Source organism: Nocardia sp. NPDC052254 (assembly GCF_040679495.1).
GTDB lineage: Bacteria > Actinomycetota > Actinomycetes > Mycobacteriales > Mycobacteriaceae > Nocardia.
The window spans coordinates 657,947-674,545 of sequence record NZ_JBFAUW010000002.1 but is presented as its reverse complement, the minus strand read 5'-3'; the positions used below and the strand labels follow the sequence as shown (position 1 = coordinate 674,545).

At 68.6% G+C, this 16,599-nt stretch carries 13 protein-coding genes; 7 read left to right on the top strand and 6 right to left on the bottom strand.

Translation table 11 applies throughout. The annotated features are described in order from the left end of the window. Positions 1 to 150 precede the first annotated feature (150 nt). Positions 151 to 1,707 carry a hypothetical protein gene (locus AB0L57_RS08020; RefSeq protein ID WP_364958801.1) on the bottom strand — a complete coding sequence of 519 codons (1,557 nt, stop codon included), beginning with the start codon at positions 1,705 to 1,707 and terminating at the stop codon, positions 151 to 153. Positions 1,708 to 1,711: 4 nt separating this feature from the next. Further along, entirely contained in the window at positions 1,712 to 2,851 is a 1,140-nt protein-coding gene (locus AB0L57_RS08015) for a hypothetical protein (RefSeq protein ID WP_364958799.1), read from the bottom strand. Between the two features lie 101 nt (positions 2,852 to 2,952). Here AB0L57_RS08015 and AB0L57_RS08010 point away from each other — a divergent pair, with 101 nt between their 5' ends. The 6 genes from AB0L57_RS08010 to AB0L57_RS07985 all read left to right on the top strand — a co-directional run bounded on the left by AB0L57_RS08010 (position 2,953) and on the right by AB0L57_RS07985 (position 10,837). After that, a complete protein-coding gene (locus AB0L57_RS08010) occupies positions 2,953 to 3,249 on the top strand; it encodes a hypothetical protein (protein ID WP_364958797.1) in 297 nt (98 codons plus the stop codon). 64 nt (positions 3,250 to 3,313) lie between these two features. Beyond that, positions 3,314 to 4,669, top strand: coding sequence for a lipase family protein (locus AB0L57_RS08005; RefSeq protein ID WP_364958795.1), 1,356 nt, complete (start codon positions 3,314 to 3,316; stop codon positions 4,667 to 4,669). Positions 4,670 to 4,787: 118 nt separating this feature from the next. Next, the gene (gene trmB / locus AB0L57_RS08000) at positions 4,788 to 5,624 is read left to right on the top strand and encodes a tRNA (guanosine(46)-N7)-methyltransferase TrmB (RefSeq protein ID WP_364959331.1); all 837 of its coding nucleotides are present in this window, start codon (positions 4,788 to 4,790) and stop codon (positions 5,622 to 5,624) included. A 2-nt stretch (positions 5,625 to 5,626) separates the two neighbouring features. Continuing rightward, positions 5,627 to 6,367 carry an NYN domain-containing protein gene (locus AB0L57_RS07995; RefSeq protein WP_364958793.1) on the top strand — a complete coding sequence of 247 codons (741 nt, stop codon included), beginning with the start codon at positions 5,627 to 5,629 and terminating at the stop codon, positions 6,365 to 6,367. After that, the gene (locus AB0L57_RS07990) at positions 6,367 to 10,386 is read left to right on the top strand and encodes an MMPL family transporter (RefSeq protein ID WP_364958791.1); all 4,020 of its coding nucleotides are present in this window, start codon (positions 6,367 to 6,369) and stop codon (positions 10,384 to 10,386) included. Before AB0L57_RS07995 ends, AB0L57_RS07990 begins: the two co-directional genes overlap by 1 nt. Before the next feature lie 70 nt (positions 10,387 to 10,456). Further along, complete coding sequence (locus tag AB0L57_RS07985; protein WP_364958789.1) at positions 10,457 to 10,837, top strand: VOC family protein; 381 nt, start codon at positions 10,457 to 10,459, stop codon at positions 10,835 to 10,837. Between the two features lie 12 nt (positions 10,838 to 10,849). On the opposite strand, the gene AB0L57_RS07980 is transcribed toward AB0L57_RS07985, so the two are convergent. The 4 genes from AB0L57_RS07980 to AB0L57_RS07965 form a co-directional block, all read right to left on the bottom strand. After that, positions 10,850 to 11,527 (bottom strand): DUF1707 domain-containing protein, encoded by a 678-nt coding sequence (locus tag AB0L57_RS07980; protein ID WP_364958787.1) that lies wholly within the window; start codon positions 11,525 to 11,527, stop codon positions 10,850 to 10,852. A gap of 80 nt (positions 11,528 to 11,607) precedes the next feature. Then, on the bottom strand, positions 11,608 to 12,282 hold the full coding sequence (locus tag AB0L57_RS07975; RefSeq protein WP_364958785.1) for a response regulator transcription factor: 675 nt from the start codon (positions 12,280 to 12,282) through the stop codon (positions 11,608 to 11,610). Further along, positions 12,279 to 13,451 carry a DUF5931 domain-containing protein gene (locus tag AB0L57_RS07970; RefSeq protein ID WP_364958783.1) on the bottom strand — a complete coding sequence of 391 codons (1,173 nt, stop codon included), beginning with the start codon at positions 13,449 to 13,451 and terminating at the stop codon, positions 12,279 to 12,281. Before AB0L57_RS07970 ends, AB0L57_RS07975 begins: the two co-directional genes overlap by 4 nt. Before the next feature lie 10 nt (positions 13,452 to 13,461). Beyond that, the gene (locus tag AB0L57_RS07965; protein ID WP_364959329.1) at positions 13,462 to 14,634 is read right to left on the bottom strand and encodes an AI-2E family transporter; all 1,173 of its coding nucleotides are present in this window, start codon (positions 14,632 to 14,634) and stop codon (positions 13,462 to 13,464) included. A 422-nt stretch (positions 14,635 to 15,056) separates the two neighbouring features. On the opposite strand from AB0L57_RS07965, the gene AB0L57_RS07960 reads away from it, so the two are divergent. Beyond that, positions 15,057 to 16,532: an adenylate/guanylate cyclase domain-containing protein gene (locus AB0L57_RS07960; RefSeq protein WP_364959327.1), complete on the top strand. Its 1,476-nt coding sequence runs from the start codon at positions 15,057 to 15,059 to the stop codon at positions 16,530 to 16,532. The last annotated feature ends 67 nt before the right edge of the window (positions 16,533 to 16,599 follow it).

Genomic DNA, 16,599 nt, shown 5'->3' with positions numbered 1-16,599 from the left:
CGTACGAGAACGAGACGGACACCCGGATTCCTTAGGTAAAGAGGTTAACGCGATGTGAGTGTCGGTACGGAATGGGGTTGCTCACTCCGGTCCCGATCGAAACCTCCACGTATCCACCCGGCCGGACGGGCAAACGCGAACCGGATGCGATCAGCTCCCGGCCGCGGCGTCCAGGATCGCCAGATCGCGTTCACACGCCGCCAGCTGCGCGGGCTGTTCGGCGGCCGCGCGGCGCAGTTGCTTCTCCAGTTCGGCCACCCGCTGGTCGGTCTCGACCATACGGGCGGTACTCGCGCGAACCACCCGGTCGGTCAGGTCGGACTCGGCCTCCACCAGCGCGGTCGCGACCCGCTGTTCCAGCTGCGCCTTCACATTGACCAGGGCATCGGTCACCCATTGCCGCAGATGTGCCCGATCCGCCAGATGCCCGCGAGCTCGAACCACCCACAGCGCGACCCCCGCTCCGAGGGCCAGGGTGATCGGCACGGAGGCGATATCCAGCGCCGGAACCAGCGACAGTGGTGCAACGATCAACCGTCCGAGGCCGAAACCCGCTGATGCACCCAGCGCGATCATCAGACGGTCCTCCACACCGCGCGGGCGGCCGTCCGGATCCGCACCCACCCGGGGCGGCGGATCGGCCGGGCGACCGGGAGACGATCCCGGCCCGGGCTGCGAACCGGGCGCCGGCCCGGTGACCGCCTCGATCTGCCGGGTGAGCTCGACCAGGCGCCGACCGACGAAGCCGTCGAGTTCCCCGGTGGCCTCGTTCACCAGCTGCTGCAGCTGCTCCGGATATTCGCGCACCGCGCGGCGGTCGAGGCGTTCCAGATCGGTGCGAGCGGTGGCGTTGAGCGTGCGAATCCGGGCACCGACCTCATGTGTCAGATCCACCCGGGCCAGCTGCAGCCGATTACGCAACGCGGCCAGCGCCTGGGCCCGGCCGCCGTCGCGCCCGGCCAGCGCCGTGGTGCGCTCGGCGCGCAGCCGGGTGACCGCGGTACCGGAGCGCAGCGCCTCGATCTGTCCCATGACCCGGTCCCGGGTATCGGCGAGGATCCGGGCGGTGGCACCGGCCAGCCGATCCGGCCCGTGATTCCCGATCGCCACACTCAGATGGGCGTGCAGGGCTGCCAGTCCGGAGCGATCCAGCAGGGCGGCGTCACCACTACCGCGGGCGGCCACCGCGAGCCGCGCGGACACCGGCACGATCTCCGGCTCCGCACCGAGGGCGTGGGCCAGCATCGCGGCATCGTGCTGCAGGGTCGCGCGCCACTGCGGATGGGCGTGGACTCCGTTCATCGCGAACAGGATCCGGTTGCCGGAGGCCTGCAGCCGCGCGACCGGATCGATCAGCCCCGCACCCGCTGCCGCGCCGGGATCCAGCAGGACCAGTACCACCGCCGGACCCCCGCCGATCACATCCGGCAGATTCGCGGGATCGGTGACCGGATCGGTGAAGGCCACCCGGGGCTCGAATCGGGACAGTTCGGTGCGCAGCAGTGTGGTGTTGGGATCGTCGGGACCGATCAGAGTGACCGAATCATATTCTCCGACAACGGCTTCCGGCTGTTGCCCGGCATCCGCAGCCGGACGCAGCAGGGCGCCGCCGGCCGGATTCCACCGCTCGACAACCGCTCGGACATCGTCGGTCGATACCGAAGCCGATGCGGAGTCGGGGTCCGGTACCGCGGGTGAGCCCGGCATCGCGTCACAGTCCGGCACTGCTCATCCGCTCCCACAGCCGCATGTACCCGTTGTGCAACCGGATCGCGGCGCGGCGGGCGGTGGCGGGCATATCGCCCGCGGCGACGGCCCGCCAGCGCTGTGCCCGGGCCAGTGCGTCGTCGGCGTCGAACGGCATCGGGGCCGGATATCCGGCCGCCAGGTGGCGCACCTCCGGCGCCGCCAGTCCCGCCCGGATCCCGATCCACAGCGCTTCCTCGCCGGCCAAGTAGTCCTCGATCAGATCGCGAGCGCGGCCGCCGTCGGCGCGCGGCACCGACCGGGCCGCGATCCGGATCAGTTCGTCGAGCAGTTCGGCACCACGCAGCGCCCCGATCTGCTCGTAGCGATCGTGCAGCCCGACATGCACCGGATCGATCCCGCTCGCGGCGTGCAACAGCTGCAACAGCTGCTGCGGGCCGAGTTCCGGCTCGTATCGCAGGGCCACCAGCGCGCAGCTCACCCCGTACAACCCCCAGCGTTCCAGCACCGCCTGCCGCTCGGCCACATCCGGGCCCGCCGCCTCGTCGACGAACAGTTCCGGCGACAGCGTCAGCGCCGAACCACTTCCGGCCGCATGCCGCCGCAGCGTCCGCAGATCCTCCTCGGCGGGAGTGCCGGACCGGGTGCGCACGGCCAGCTCGGCGACCACGGGCGCGACCGGAACCCGGAGCCCGTGTGCGGCGCGATCGGCCGCGACCACCGCATCGCCCCAGCGCGACCCCACCGCATCGGCCTTGTTCAGCACCACCAGCGTGTTCTCGCGCCGCAGGGATTCCAGAATGCGGCGATCGGCCGGCTGCAGCGAACCGGCCAGCACATAGACGACGAGATCGGCGTCGAGGACGGGGTCCGGCGCCCCGGGCCGATCCACCGGCGCGGTCTCCTCGGCGGACATCAGAGCCAGGGCTCGCAGCAAGGTCGAGCGGCCCGCGCCTGCCCGTCCGGCCAGCTGAATCCGCAGCGGGCGACGATGGCGTGCCGCCGCGGCGGCCAGTTGATCGGCGATCAGCGGGTCGGCGCCGACCCGCACGGTCGCGACGAGTTGGTCGAGCTCTGGTGTGGTGGACCCGCCGTGGTCGGTGACGAACCCCGGCGTCACGCTGGTTGCGGTGGCTCTCGGCACGGGCGATACCCCCTTCGTCGGAAAATTCTGTCAGAACCGGCCCCTGTTGTCGGCACGGACCGCGCTTTTTTCCGGCGAGCACCGTTGCGCCCCATCCGAATGTGGGATCGATCACACGAATCCGCTTGTCCGAGGCCGCCACCGGGGATGTTCGTCACACGCCCGCTGCGGCGTTCCTGGTGAGCGGGACCACGGCCGACATTGGGAATGTTTCGAGCTTGTCGACGGCTGTTCTTGTGGGACAGCATAATTCGATCGATCCGAGCTTACGGCTCATAGAATCGATCACCTACGCTGAGGAAACCGGCGCCGCCGGTGCGCGGCTGCCGACGGTGTGGACCCCGGTCGGACGCGCGCTCGCACGCACCGAAAACCAGGATCCGATGGAGTACCGATGACGATGAGCGCAACGGTCATCGGTACGACCGGATGCGGGTGTCCCGCGAAGTACAGGAGGTTGCGATGAGCGTCAGTGTCGACGTCATCGGACACGGCGGCCACGGCGCCGCGGTCGAGCCGGAACGGCTGCTGCCGCCGTCGAGCGATCCCTTCTATCGCGCACCGGCGAATCTGGCCGGTCACGCACCGGGAACCATTCTGCGCAGCCGTCCCGTGCGGATCGCGCTGCTGGGTGTGATTCCGCAGCGGGTATCGGCCTGGCAGCTGCTGTATCGCAGCACCGACCTGAACGGGAACCCGGAAGCGGTGGTCACCACGGTGCTGCTGCCCGGCGACGCCGACCCCGAGACACAACGCCCGCTGCTGGCCTTCCAATCGGCCGTGGACGCAGCCACCGAACGTTGCATTCCGTCCTACGCGCTGCGCCGCGGTGCGTTGGTGCCCGGTTCCATCACGCAGCTGGAATGGGTGCTGGTCGCCAATGCGCTGCGCCGGGGCTGGGCGGTGAGCATCGCCGATCACGAGGGCATGCACGGCCGTTTCGCCGCACCCCGCGAACCCGGCTACCGCGGTCTGGACGGTGTCCGGGCCGCGCTGCACTTCGCACCGCTCGGCCTGGATTCGGACACACCGATCGCGGTGTGGGGATATTCCGGGGGCGGTATGGCCGGATCGTGGATGGTCGAGATGGCGCCGTCCTACGCGCCCGAACTGCGGATCACCGGTGCGGTGCTGGGTGCACCGGTGGGCGATCCCGGTGAGGTCTTCGTCCGGCTCAACGGCGGTCCGTACGCGGGATTCCCGGCGATCGTGATCGCGGCGCTGCGGCGGTCCTATCCGGCACTCGACGCGGCCCTCGACGGCCGGATCGACGCCGCCGGTGAACGCCTGCTCGAACGCGCCGCGCAACTGCCACCGATCGTGGCCCTGGCACGGCTGGCCGGGCAGGACGTCTCCAGATATCTGGACCGGCCGCTCGACGAGGTACTCGACGATCCCGGTATGCGCGAGATGTTCGACGACATGCGGCTGGGACAGCACATCCCGCAGTGCCCGGTACTGATCGTCCAGCCGGTACACGACCAGATCATCGACATGTCGTGTGTCGATGCCCAGGTTCGCCGTTATCGCCGCGGCGGCGCGACCGTCGGCTACGTCCGGGACCGGCTCAGCGACCATTTCTCGCTACTGCCGCTGGCCACGCCGCTGAGTCTGGACTGGCTGGCCGACCGTGTCGCCGGTGTTCCGGTGACCGATATCGATACCGATACCCGGACGGTCTGGTCGGTGGCGGCGTCCCCCGCACGCTGGCGTGGGCTGCTGGAAATGGCGGGTACCGCCGGCCGGGTGCTGCTGGGTCTGCGCCTGGGGCAGCAGCGCGAACCCCGGGTACCGGAGGCGCAGCCGCTGGCCGCCTGACAGTCCGAAACCCGCGACCGCACGCGGGCCCGCCCACCGCGTCCGCTGGACACCGCCTGAACCGCGCTTTCGCGGGTTGGCGCGGTCGACTGCGGCGCTGATCATCGAGTACTGGACAATGGACGCCGTGAACGACGCCGCGAAGCACACCGCCGGTAGCGACGGGGCCGAAGGCGGCAGCCTGCGTAACCACGAAGGCCCCCGCGAACGGCGCGACGATGCCGCCGGGAGCACGCCACCCGAGCGCGAATCCGCACGGCTCTATCCGCGGGTGACCAGCTTCCGCTCCCGCCGGGGCGCGCTCACCGCGACCCAGCAGCAATCCTGGGACCGAATGTGGCCGCGGATCGGTCGTGAGGTGGGCGACGAACCGCTCGACGCCGCCGCTTGGTTCGGCCGCACGGCACCGCTGATCATCGAGGTCGGCTGCGGAACCGGTACCGCCACCGCCGCGATGGCACAGGCCGAACCCGACTTCGATCTCATCGGCATCGAGGTCTACAAGCCCGGTCTGGCCCAGCTCGTACAGCGCATCGAGCGCGAGGGCATCGACAACGTCCGGCTGCTGCGCGGCGATGCCGTGGATGTACTCGAACACATGATTGCCAAGGATTCGCTCGCCGGTGTTCGGGTTTTCTTCCCGGATCCGTGGCCGAAGGCCAGGCATCACAAGCGCCGGCTGCTGCAGCCGGCGACCATGGCTCTCATCGCGAGCCGCCTGCAGCGCGGCGGAATTCTGCACGTGGCCACCGACCATGCCGACTATGCCGAGCACATCGCCGAGGTCGGCGCGGGAGAGACACAGCTCGTCGGGCTGAACGAGGCGACGGGCGGTGATCCGGAGCATCCGGCGACGGATACGGTGATCGGTCTCGAACGTCCGGTGACGAAGTTCGAGAGCAAGGCGCATCGAGCCGGAAGCGCCATCACCGAGTTCATTTGGGGGAAGATCTAGCTATGAGTGCCAGGGAGACGGCCCCGATGGCCGACGAGGTTGCCGGATCAGTGCACGGCAACGAATCGGATGCCCCCGGCGGTACGTCGACCGGCGACATCACCGGTGTGCGGCGGGTGCTGCTGGTGTGGGACGCGCCCAACCTCGACATGGGTTTGGGCGCCATTCTCGGCGGCCGCCCCACCGCGGCCTATCGGCCCAGATTCGATGCGCTCGGCCGGTGGTTACTGGCGCGCACGGCGGAGTTGTCGGCCGGCAGCACCCAGCGCGTCGAACCCGAGGCCACCGTTTTCACCAATATCGCCCCGGGCACCGCGGATGTGGTGCGGCCCTGGGTGGAAGCACTGCGCAACGTCGGCTACGCAGTCTTCGCCAAACCCAAGATCGACGAGGATTCCGACGTCGACAGCGACATGCTGGCGCATATCCAGCTACGTCGCTCCGGCGCGGGTCTCGCGGGAATCATGGTGGCCTCCGCGGACGGCCAGGCCTTCCGTGAACCGCTCGAGGAAGTGGCAGCCACCGGAGTCCCCGTTCAGGTGCTCGGATTCCGCGAGCACGCGAGTTGGGCTGTCACGTCCGATATCCTCGGTTTCGTCGACCTCGAGGACATCCCGGGTGTGTTCCGTGAACCGCTGCCCCGGGTCAGCCTCGAATCGCTGCCCGACGAGGGAGCCTGGCTGCAGCCCTTCCGGCCGCTGTCCGCACTGCTCACCTCCCGCCCCGCTCAAGGAGTCGCTTAGTGTTCACCCGCTGGGGCGAGCTGGTCCACAAACTCCGCTACACCGTCCTGGGTGTAGCGGTGGCCGCACTTCTCGCCCTGGGGGCATACGGATTCGGCCTGGAGAAGCATCTGAGCTCCAGCGGCTGGTTCGATCCGGGTGCGGAATCCTCGCAGGCCGCGGTGCTCAAGGACGATGTCTACGGACGCGATCACATGTCCGATGTGATCCTGCTGTACACCGCGCCCGACGGTAAGACCATCGACGATCCGGAGTTCGGGCAGAAGATCACCGACAGTCTCAACAGCCTGCCCAGGGACCATCCGGATCAGATCGCCAAGGTCAACGTCGCATACTGGCGGACCGAGACCGGCGAGTGGAGTGCGTCGGCCACCGGTAGCAAGGACAAGAAGCACGCGTTCGCGACGCTCGCCATCAAGGGCGACGACGACACGAGCACGATGAACAACTACCGCGAGGTGAAGGACAAATTCACCATCCCGGGCGTGGATGTCCAGGTGGCGGGCATGCAGCCGGTCGCGGGGACCTTGAACGACACCATCGCCTCGGACCAGAAGCGCATGGAGATGCTGGCCATTCCGGCCGTGGCGGTCCTGTTGTTCTTCATCTTCGGCGGCATCGTCGCCGCGGCCCTGCCGCTGATCATCGGTGGTCTCACCGTGCTCGGCGCCAACGGCATCGTCATGGCGATCACCCATGTCACCGAGGTGAACTCGTTCGTCGGGGCCGTGGTGTCGATGATCGGCCTGGGCCTGGCGATCGACTATGGATTGTTCATAGTCAGCAGGTTCCGCGAGGAAATGGCCGAGGGCTATACCACCCGCCAGGCCGTCCGCCGATCGGTGCAGACCGCCGGGCGCACCGTGGTGTTCTCGGCGACCATGATCATCGCGGCCAGTGCCGGCATGCTGATGTTCCCGCAGGGATTCCTGAAATCGGTCGCCTACGGCACCATCGCGACCGTCCTGCTGGCCGCGCTGGCCTCGCTGACCATCCTGCCCGCGCTGCTGTCGATCCTCGGCCCGCGCGTGGACGCACTGGGATTCAAGCGGTTCCGCAAGACCAAGACGGCCGAAGAAGTCGAGAACGGCTTCTGGGGCCGCACCACGCAGTGGGTGATGAAGCATCCGCTGAAGGTGGCGGTACCACTGTGCATCATCCTGTTGCTGCTGATCATCCCGGTGAAGAACCTGAAGTTCGGCGGTATCAGCGAAACCTATCTGCCGCCGGACAATCCGACCCGGATGGCGCAGGAGGAGTTCGACAGCATCTTCCCGTTGCGCCAGACCGATCCGATTCAGCTGGTCATCACGACCGACAACACCAGCGAGATCAAACCGCTGATCGACGATGCGAGCAACGCGCCCGGGCTGGCGAATCCGTTCGGCACCCCCGGTATCCCGCCGAACGGTTCGAATGTGTGGGTCTCGGAAACCACGCTGGCGCCGGACGCGAATATCGAAGACACCATCGCCTATCTGCGCTCCACGCCCGTGCCCGACGATGTGCAGCTGCTCGTCGGTGGCCAGCCGGTGCTCATGCAGGACAGCATCAGTTCGCTGCTGGATCGCATGCCATTGATGATCGTGCTGGTCGTGTTGGTGACCACGCTGCTGATGTTCCTGACGTTCGGGTCCCTGGTGCTGCCGATCAAGGCGGCGTTGATGAGTGCCCTCGGCCTCGGATCCACGCTCGGCATCCTGACCTGGATATTCGTCGACGGTCACGGTTCCGGACTGCTGAACTTCACGCCGCAGCCGATCATGTCGCCGGTGCTGGTGCTGATCATGGCGATCATCTACGGCCTGTCCACCGACTACGAGGTCTTCCTGCTCTCCCGCATGGTGGAGGCACGCGCGCAGGGGGCCAGTACCACCGAGGCGGTGCGCAGCGGTACCGCGCAGACCGGCCGCATCATTACAGCTGCCGCGCTGATTCTGCTGGTCGTCGTGGGTGCGTTCGCCTTCTCCGATCTGGTGATGATGCAGTACATCGCCTACGGCATGATGGCCGCGCTGTTCATCGACGCCACCGTGCTGCGCATGCTGCTGGTGCCCGCGACGATGAAACTGCTGGGCGACGACTGCTGGTGGGCGCCCACCTGGATGAAGCGGGTGCAGCAGCGGATCGGGCTGGGCGAGCCGATTCTGGACGACGAGCGTCCTGGGACCGGTGAGCTCGTGGACCTGGTCAAGACCACTCCGGTGACCGATCCGGTCACCATGCAGCTGCCGCAGATGCCGGACGGGACCACCAAGGGTCCGAAGAAGCCGCGCCGCTTGAAATTCCTGCGCGTCGACCCCGAAGCACCGACCGAGCAGCTGACCCGCATCGATCCGGATATGCCGCCGCCGAGCGGTGCGACACCGGCGGGTCCGCCACCGGCCGCGAAGCCGCGCCGGGCCATGCATCCCGAACCCGAAGCGCCGGCCGCCCCGGAATCCGACGCCCCGGCGCCCGCCGCGGATCCGGAATCCGAGGACTCAGCCGAAGCACCGAAGCGCAAGCGGCGCATCTTCCGCCGCGCAGGTGCGGACTCAGATGTGCCAGTGGCTGATTCGGGCACCTCGGCGGAGGGTGTCGCCGGCGCCGAGCCTGCCGGGGGCACCTCCGGCGCCGCCGCGGATCAGGCGGATAGCGAGGCATCGGATCAGTCCCGATCCGGTCCGATCCCACCGCGGTCGACCACAGCGTCGCAACCTCCGGGCAATGGTGCGGGCCGGGTGCGCCCGCCCACCGGCCGCGCACCGGCCGGTGGTTCGAATCCGGCCGATGCCGGTGGTGTGATCGGCCCGGCCGATCACGGTGCCGATGGTGCGAGCGATCGGGGCGGGCTCCTCGGCATCCAGGACACCTACGGCCCCGGAGCCACCGGTGCCGCGAGCGGTTCCGGTGCCGGATCTTCCGGCGTACCAGGTGGATTCGGCCCGGCGAGCGCGATGCGCGCCGCCGGCCCTGCCACGCCGCTCGGTCCGGACACCACCCGACCCACCCAATCTTCTTCCGGCCCGCGCCCGCCGATGCCGCCCGCGGTGTCGATGTCCGGCCCCGACACCGCGCCGAATCGCGGTGCGGGACAACCTCCGCAGGTGGTTCGCCCCGGTATGCCGCCGCGCACCGTGCCCGCCTCGGAGGCACCGACCGAGGCCACCGATCCGGTTCCGCCGGCCGCCCCGGTCGGCACCACACCTCGGGTGCTGCCGCCGAAACCGTCCAAGGTGCCGCCGCATCCGTCGGTCCGTGCCCAGCTGTACCGGCCGGACGCACCGGCGTACCACCCGGGCCAGGACCCGGCCGCCGAACCCGAGCCGAGCCCCGAGCCGGGGCAGGGTCCGGCGCCGCGTTCGGGGAAGGCTCCGTCCGCCGGGCAGGGCCAGGGTCAGGCTCCCGGACAGAGCCAGGAGCCGGGACAGCGTCAAGCTCCCCGACAGAGCCAGGAGCCGGGACAGCGCCAAGCTCCCCGACAGAGCCAGGAGCCGGGACAGCGCCAAGCTCCCCGACAGAGCCAGGGGCCAGGACAGAGCCGAACTCCCGGACCGAGCCAAGGGCCGGAGCAGAGCCAAGCTCCCGGACCGAGCCAAGGGCCGGAGCACAGCCGAGCCTCCGGACAGGGCCAGGTCAGTCGCACCCCGGCCGACGCCGCCCCCCAGGCGCCCGCCGAGCGATCACCGTGGGTGGCGCCGGAGAACAACGTGCCGTCGGTCCAGCTGCCTCGCCGGGCACCCTCCGACTCCGCCCGGCCCGCCGAGCCCGCACCCGCCGCATCGCCGGAGAACTCGCCGGCAGACAGCGGAACACCCACGCCCGCAGCCGAACCCGCGGCCGAGCCGAGCCCGCCCGCGGGCGGCGACAACCGCAACAACATCGAACAGTGGATGGCCGACCTGCGTTCGTCGCGCCGGCGTCCCGACCCCGGTGAGAACCCCGACGACCCCGAGAACCCCGACGACCCGAAGAACCGAAACAGCGGCCGCAGCGTCAGCGTCAACGAACTGCTCCGCCGCCAGAACCGCGACTGAGGGTCCAGCGCGCCGTCGCCGACCGGCGACGGCGCGATGAATTCCGGGGGCGTGGGTCGTCACAACGGATATGAGCGCACCCACATTCACCTCCGTGCTGACCGTCGCCGTGCCCGTATCCGATCAGAACCGGACGAAGGCACTACTCGAGGAGTTCGGATTCGAGACACATCTGGACACCGAACTCCGGCCGGGATTCCGCTGGGTCGAATTGCGGATGCCCGGCGCCGGCACCTCGCTGTCACTGGTCGCGGCGGGTGATGGGCTGCCGGCTGGTATCGATACGGGTATCCGGCTGGGAACACCGGATGCCCGGGCCGCACATTCCGCGCTGTCCGGACGCGGCCTCACCGTCGGCGAGCTACTCGATTGGCCGACCGCGCCGCTGATGTTCAGCTTCCTCGATCCGGATGGCAACCGTTTCTACGTCACCCAGGACCACGCCGGGTAGCGCCGGGGAAACTCAGAACCCCGAGACCAGCTTCTTCCACTGCACCCCGAACGGATGCTTGGCGTTGATGGAGCTGAAGCGGATGCGGCCGTGGACCACGATGTGCAGCGGTCCGATGGGTGGGCCGGTGCGGACCTTGTTGTTGGTGGAGGAGCCGATCAGCTCCACACCGTTGAGGTCCACGGTCGCCTCGCCCGGGAGGATCAGATTGAGCGAGCTGCAGAAGTCGTCGACGCGGATCTCCACGACCTGGGTGGACATCACGGCCTGGGTGAAATCCAGGGTGACGCCGGACAGCACGCTGCTGATGTTGATCACCGGCGGCACCTGCCAGGGGCCCTTGCGAGTGAGACCGGACAGTTTGGGGCGCATCGATGCCTCGCCGGTCACGACCGGCGCGGGCCGGTGCGGCGGCGGCACGGGCATCGGATTCGGCTGGCCCGCAAGGCGAATACCCGGCAGATCGACCAGGACCGCATTGAGTTCGCCGCGTGTCTTGGCGGCCAGCGCGGTATCCATCCGCTCGCTGAACTCACCCAGCGAGAGCATGCCCAGTCCGACCGCCCGTTGCAGCAGTCCCCCGACGTGTTCGCGTTCGATGTCCGATACCCGGAGGTCGCGGTCGCCTACGGCACCCCCGGCCGGCGGGACGGACCCCACGCCCGGAGTGGAAACGGTTTCACCACCCATGTCGACGAGGCTACCGACGCGGGAGCCCGCGCACATCAGGGCAATCCCTGATGCCACCCTGTTCGAGATCTTGGGCCGGCCTATTCGAGGCCCTGCTCGATGGCGTAGCGGGTGAGTTCGACACGGTTGCCCAGTTGCAGTTTGCGCAGCGTCGCCTGCACATGGTTCTCCACCGTGCGATGGCTGACACTCAGCCGGGTCGCGATCTGTTTGGCCGACAAACCCTTCGCGACCAGGCGTAACACCTCGGTTTCGCGTTCGGTGAGCGCGGGCCGCTCGGCGCCGGAGTCCGACGGTGGTGCGCCCGCGATGCGGCGGAATTCGCCGAGCACCACACCGGCGAGCCCGGGCGTGAAGACCGCCTGGCCCGCGGCGGTGGCCTTGACCGCGTCGATCAATTCGGCCGCCGAAGCGCTCTTGACCAGGTAACCGGTCGCACCGGCCTTGATCGCCTCCAGCACATCGTCGCGCTCACCGGAGGCCGACAACACCAGGACCCGGCTGTGCGGTGACACCCGCAGTACCTCGGCGGTGGCCTGGGCGCCGTTGCCGTCGGGCAGCTGCATGTCCATCAGCACCACATCGGGCCGGACGGCCGCGGCGCGCCGACCGGCCGCACCCACTCCGTCGGCGGTGGCCGCGACCTGGAAGCCGGCCTCGGCGAGATCGCGCGAGACACCATCGCGCCACATCGGGTGATCGTCCACCACCATCACCGAGATATTCCCCACCGCAGCGTCTTCCGGTGCCGTCATCGCCGTTCCTCCCGATCGAGTGGGATGCGGAATTCCCATTCCGTACCGTCGGTGGTGTCGAGCAGTTCCGCGGTACCGCCGAGCGCCTCGATCCGCCCGATGATCGACTGCACCACCCCCATTCGCCCCTCCGCCGCGGCCGCGCGCAACCTCCCGGCGGGTATCCCTGGGCCGTCGTCGCGCACGCTGACGACCACGGCGTCACCCATATCCTCCAGCAACACATAGGCTTTCGTCTCCGCCCCGGCGTGCAGCGCGGTATTCGACAGTGCGGCACCGACGGCGGCGGCGATCTCGCGCGCGGTCCACCCCCCGAGCGATACCGGCTCACCGGGCGCGGACACGAATACCGAGGGCGCGGCGAAGGCACTCAACAGTGATCGCAGATCCTCGTGCGTCCCGAGGCCACCCGCGGATTCCCGGCGCCCCTGCTCGGAGATCAGCACCCGCAGGGCCACCTCCTGCTCGCCCGCCCGACGAGCGAGATCCGCTGTGTCCCCGCCGATTTCATCACCACGACGTTTGATGTAGCTGAGCACCTGCAACACCCCGTCGTGCACCTCGCGGGCCAACCGCTCGCGTTCGGCGGTGGCGGCGCGCAATCGCATCGCCTGTTCGAGCTGACCCTGCGCGCGGCGTGCCGTCCCCGCGGCCAGCCCGATTGCCAAGCCCACCGAAACCAGCACCGGCGCAGTGGCATCCGACCACAGATCCAGCTCCCACTGCTCCCGGACCACGATGCTCACCACCGAGATGAGCAGTCCGGACAGCACGCCGCCGAGCGCACCCCATTCGATGGCCGCCGACATCACCGCATTGGCCACCCACAGGGTGGTGGGCAGGGTCTGATGACCGTGATACCAGGAATAGTCCGCGACCAGCCGGGTCGCGGCCATGAGCCCGACGACCACCACGAGATCACCGATCACGACGGCGCGGCGCTCGGTATCGGACAGCGACCAGCGCGACAACCACAGCGCCGAGGACACCGACCAGACCACCAGCGCCGCGATCAGCACCCAGCTCAGTGCCGGATGCCGGTACGAGGACACCGACGCGATCTGCTGACCGACCGCGTACACCATCGTGACCAGTCGAAATGCCTGAGCGGCCCGCCACAGCGGCGCCGTGGCGGCAACCCGCGTCTCGGAGTCCGTCGCGCCGGTCACCGCGGACATCTCAGCCCGCGCTCGGAACACCACCGGCCGGGCCCTCGGCAGGCGGCTCCTGTGACCGATATCGATCGGGGTCGGGCGTGTCGGGCTCGGCATGGAACATCGGCTCGCCTGGTTCACCGGTACTGAGTTCCTGGTACAGCTCTTCCGTACTACCCGCGAGCAGCGATCGGATCGCGGTGTTCATCACCGCGACGAACGGCACCGCCAGCAGACCGCCCGCGATACCGGCGAGCACCACGCCCGCGGTGATCGCCAGCACCACCGCCAGCGGATGGATCCGCACCGCCCGGCCCAGCAGCAACGGCTGCAGCACATGGCTTTCCAGCTGCATCACCGCGATGGTCACGCCGAGCACGATCAACGCGGTGACGAAACCCTTGGTCATCAGGGCAAGGAAGACCGCGACAGATCCGGCCAGCAGCGACCCGATGATCGGGATGAACGCGCCGATGAACACCAGCGAGGCCAGCGGAAGTGCCAGCGGCACACTCAGAATCGCCAGGCCCGCGCCGATACCGATGGCATCGACGGCGGCGACCACGACGGTGGCGCGGACGAATCCGATCAGGGTGCCGAAGCCCAGCCGGCCCGCGGTGCGTACCCGCTCCCGCTGCGGAGTCGGCACGATCCTGGTCACGAAATGCCAGATCTGATCGCCGCCGTAGAGGAAGAAGATCAGGATGAACATCGTCAGGAAGGTCCCGGTGAGAAACTCACCGATGGCCGCGGCGGTGGTGAGCGCACCGCTGGTCAGCGAATCCTGGTTCGCCTCGATGGTTTTGATGATCGTGTTGCCGCCGTTGCGGATCTGTTCGTCGCTCAGATGCAACGGCCCGTTGATCAGCCAGTCCTGGACGGTGTGGATGCTGGTCTTGAATTCGTCGGTCAGCTGCGGCACACCGCTGACGAACTGCTCGATGACGAAGGTGAAGATGCCGGCCAGCAGTCCGATCGAACCCACCAGCGCGACGAACACCCCCAGCCCGCGCGGCATTCCGAGCCGTTGCAGCAGATCCACCAGTGGTGACAGCAGCGCCGCGCCCAGCAGCGCGATCGCCACCGGAATGACGACGGTGGTCAGTTTGTGCGCCAGATACGCGAGCGCCAGCACCGCCACCAGGATGATCAACAACCGCCAGCACCATTCGGCGCCCTGACGCACCAGCGGGTGCACGGCATCGGCGGGTTTGCGTTCCCGGACCCGACTCGCGGACCTGCGCACTGTCGACGATCCCGCTGCCGCGCCCGCGGACGCCGGCTCGGCCGGCTGTCCGGAGGTGTTGTTGTCCCCACTCACGCCGCGAGCCTATCGGCACACCCCGTCACGAGCACGCCTACCGGTCGGGAGGTTTGTCCGTGGTGCACGGTTACGCAAGCTGCCATCTCCGGCCCGACGCTCCCCCGGTAAATCTGGCGGCGTCCACGTCGGACCTACACGGTTACGCAAGCTGCCATCTCCGGCCCGACGCTCCCCCTGTAAATCTGGCGGCGTCCACGTCGGACCTACACGGTTACGCAAGCTGCCATCTCCGGCCCGACGCTCCCCCCGCTAGATTGGTCAACGTGTCAGCGCAACTCGAAGCGGTCAAACAGACCATGCGAACGCGCTGGCCGCTGTACCTGGCGTCGATGCTGGCGGCCAATGCCTTCGGCGCGGTTCTGGTGTACGCGTTCATTCAGTACGGTCTGCCCGCGCCCGAGGGCACGCCGAACGGGCTGCGACGCGCCGGGCTGCTCCTTCCCGCATTGGTCTTCTCGGTCGGCGGATTCCTCAGCGTCACCGCCTCGGCCCTGATGTTGCGGCCGGTGATGCGCTGGCAGGTGCGGGGTGGGCCGCCCAGTCGCCAGGAACAGATGGCGGCCCTGCACGCCCCGCTGCGGCAGTCCATTTTGCATCTGCTGCTGTGGCTGGTGGGCGGTGCGGTGCTGGCCGGGCGGATCATCGTGGAAACACCGGAACTGGCCGGAGCGGTGATCGTCACCGAATGTATGGCCGCCACCATCGTGTTCGGCTTCACCTACATGCTGGGCGAGCGCATTCTGCGCCCGGTGGCCGCGCACGCGCTGACCACCGGCACCTTCGACCACACCCTGACTCCCGGCGTCGGCACCCGGATGGGGATGACCTGGGGGATGGGGACCTTCGCACCGACCATCGCGATCGTGCTGCTGTGTGTCACCCAGATCACCTCACAGGTGCACTTCTCCGCGCAGTCGCTGGCGATTTCGATTCTGCTGCTGTGCGGCGTGGTGATCATGCAGGCACTGGCACTGTCGATGCTGACCGGCTCGAGTATCTCCGACCCGGTGCGCCAGCTCTCGCGCGCGATCAACCGGGTACAGACCGGTGCGCGCGATGTGCAGGTCGAAGTGTTCGACGGCAGTGAGATCGGCCTGCTGCAGGTCGGTTTCAACCGCATGATGGAGGAGGCCGCGCAGCGCCGCGAACTGCAGGAACTGTTCGGTCAGCACGTCGGTGAGGAGGTCGCCCGGCGCGCCCTCGAGTACGGCACCGAGCTGGGTGGTGAAACCCGGTTCGTGGCGGTGTTGTTCGTCGACATGGTGGGCTCGACCGCGACCGCGGCCGAACGTCCGCCCACCGAGGTCGTGAGCCTGCTCAACGAGTTCTTCCGGGTCGTGGTCGATGTGGTGGACCGGCACAACGGTTTGATCAACAAGTTCGTCGGCGATGCGGCGCTCGCGATATTCGGCGCACCGCTGGATCGGCCGGATGCGCCCACCGCCGCGCTGGCCGCGGCCCGCGATCTGCGGGTGGCATTGCGCGAGGTGCCCGGATTGGATATCGGCATCGGCGTTTCCGCTGGACTCGCGGTCGCCGGGAATATCGGCGCGGCAAACCGATTCGAGTACACCGTGATCGGCGATCCGGTCAACGAGGCGTCTCGCCTGACCGAACTGGCCAAGGAGTATCCCGGCCGGGTGCTGGCCTCGGGCAGCGCCCTCTATTTCGCCGACGACGACGAACAACGGCAGTGGACCCCCGGAGACGAGGTCCAGTTGCGCGGCCGCCGCCGCAAAACCCGATTGGCCTGGCCCAAAGCCTCGGAGTGAGCGCGCTCGGCGTCCACCGCCTCCGTGGTTACGCGTCCGCTGCCGCCTCCGGGCCGTATCCCACTAG

Bases quoted from the DNA above. Each gene is read 5' to 3' on its own strand.
- AB0L57_RS07995 (WP_364958793.1), top strand. From the start codon at position 5,627: ATGAGTGCCAGGGAGACGGCCCCGATGGCCGACGAGGTTGCCGGATCA.
- AB0L57_RS07960 (WP_364959327.1), top strand. From the start codon at position 15,057: ATGCGAACGCGCTGGCCGCTGTACCTGGCGTCGATGCTGGCGGCCAAT.
- trmB (WP_364959331.1), top strand. From the start codon at position 4,788: ATGGACGCCGTGAACGACGCCGCGAAGCACACCGCCGGTAGCGACGGG.
- AB0L57_RS08005 (WP_364958795.1), top strand. From the start codon at position 3,314: ATGAGCGTCAGTGTCGACGTCATCGGACACGGCGGCCACGGCGCCGCG.
- AB0L57_RS07980 (WP_364958787.1), bottom strand. From the start codon at position 11,527: ATGGGTGGTGAAACCGTTTCCACTCCGGGCGTGGGGTCCGTCCCGCCG.
- AB0L57_RS07985 (WP_364958789.1), top strand. From the start codon at position 10,457: ATGAGCGCACCCACATTCACCTCCGTGCTGACCGTCGCCGTGCCCGTA.
- AB0L57_RS07975 (WP_364958785.1), bottom strand. From the start codon at position 12,282: ATGACGGCACCGGAAGACGCTGCGGTGGGGAATATCTCGGTGATGGTG.
- AB0L57_RS08020 (WP_364958801.1), bottom strand. From the start codon at position 1,707: ATGCCGGGCTCACCCGCGGTACCGGACCCCGACTCCGCATCGGCTTCG.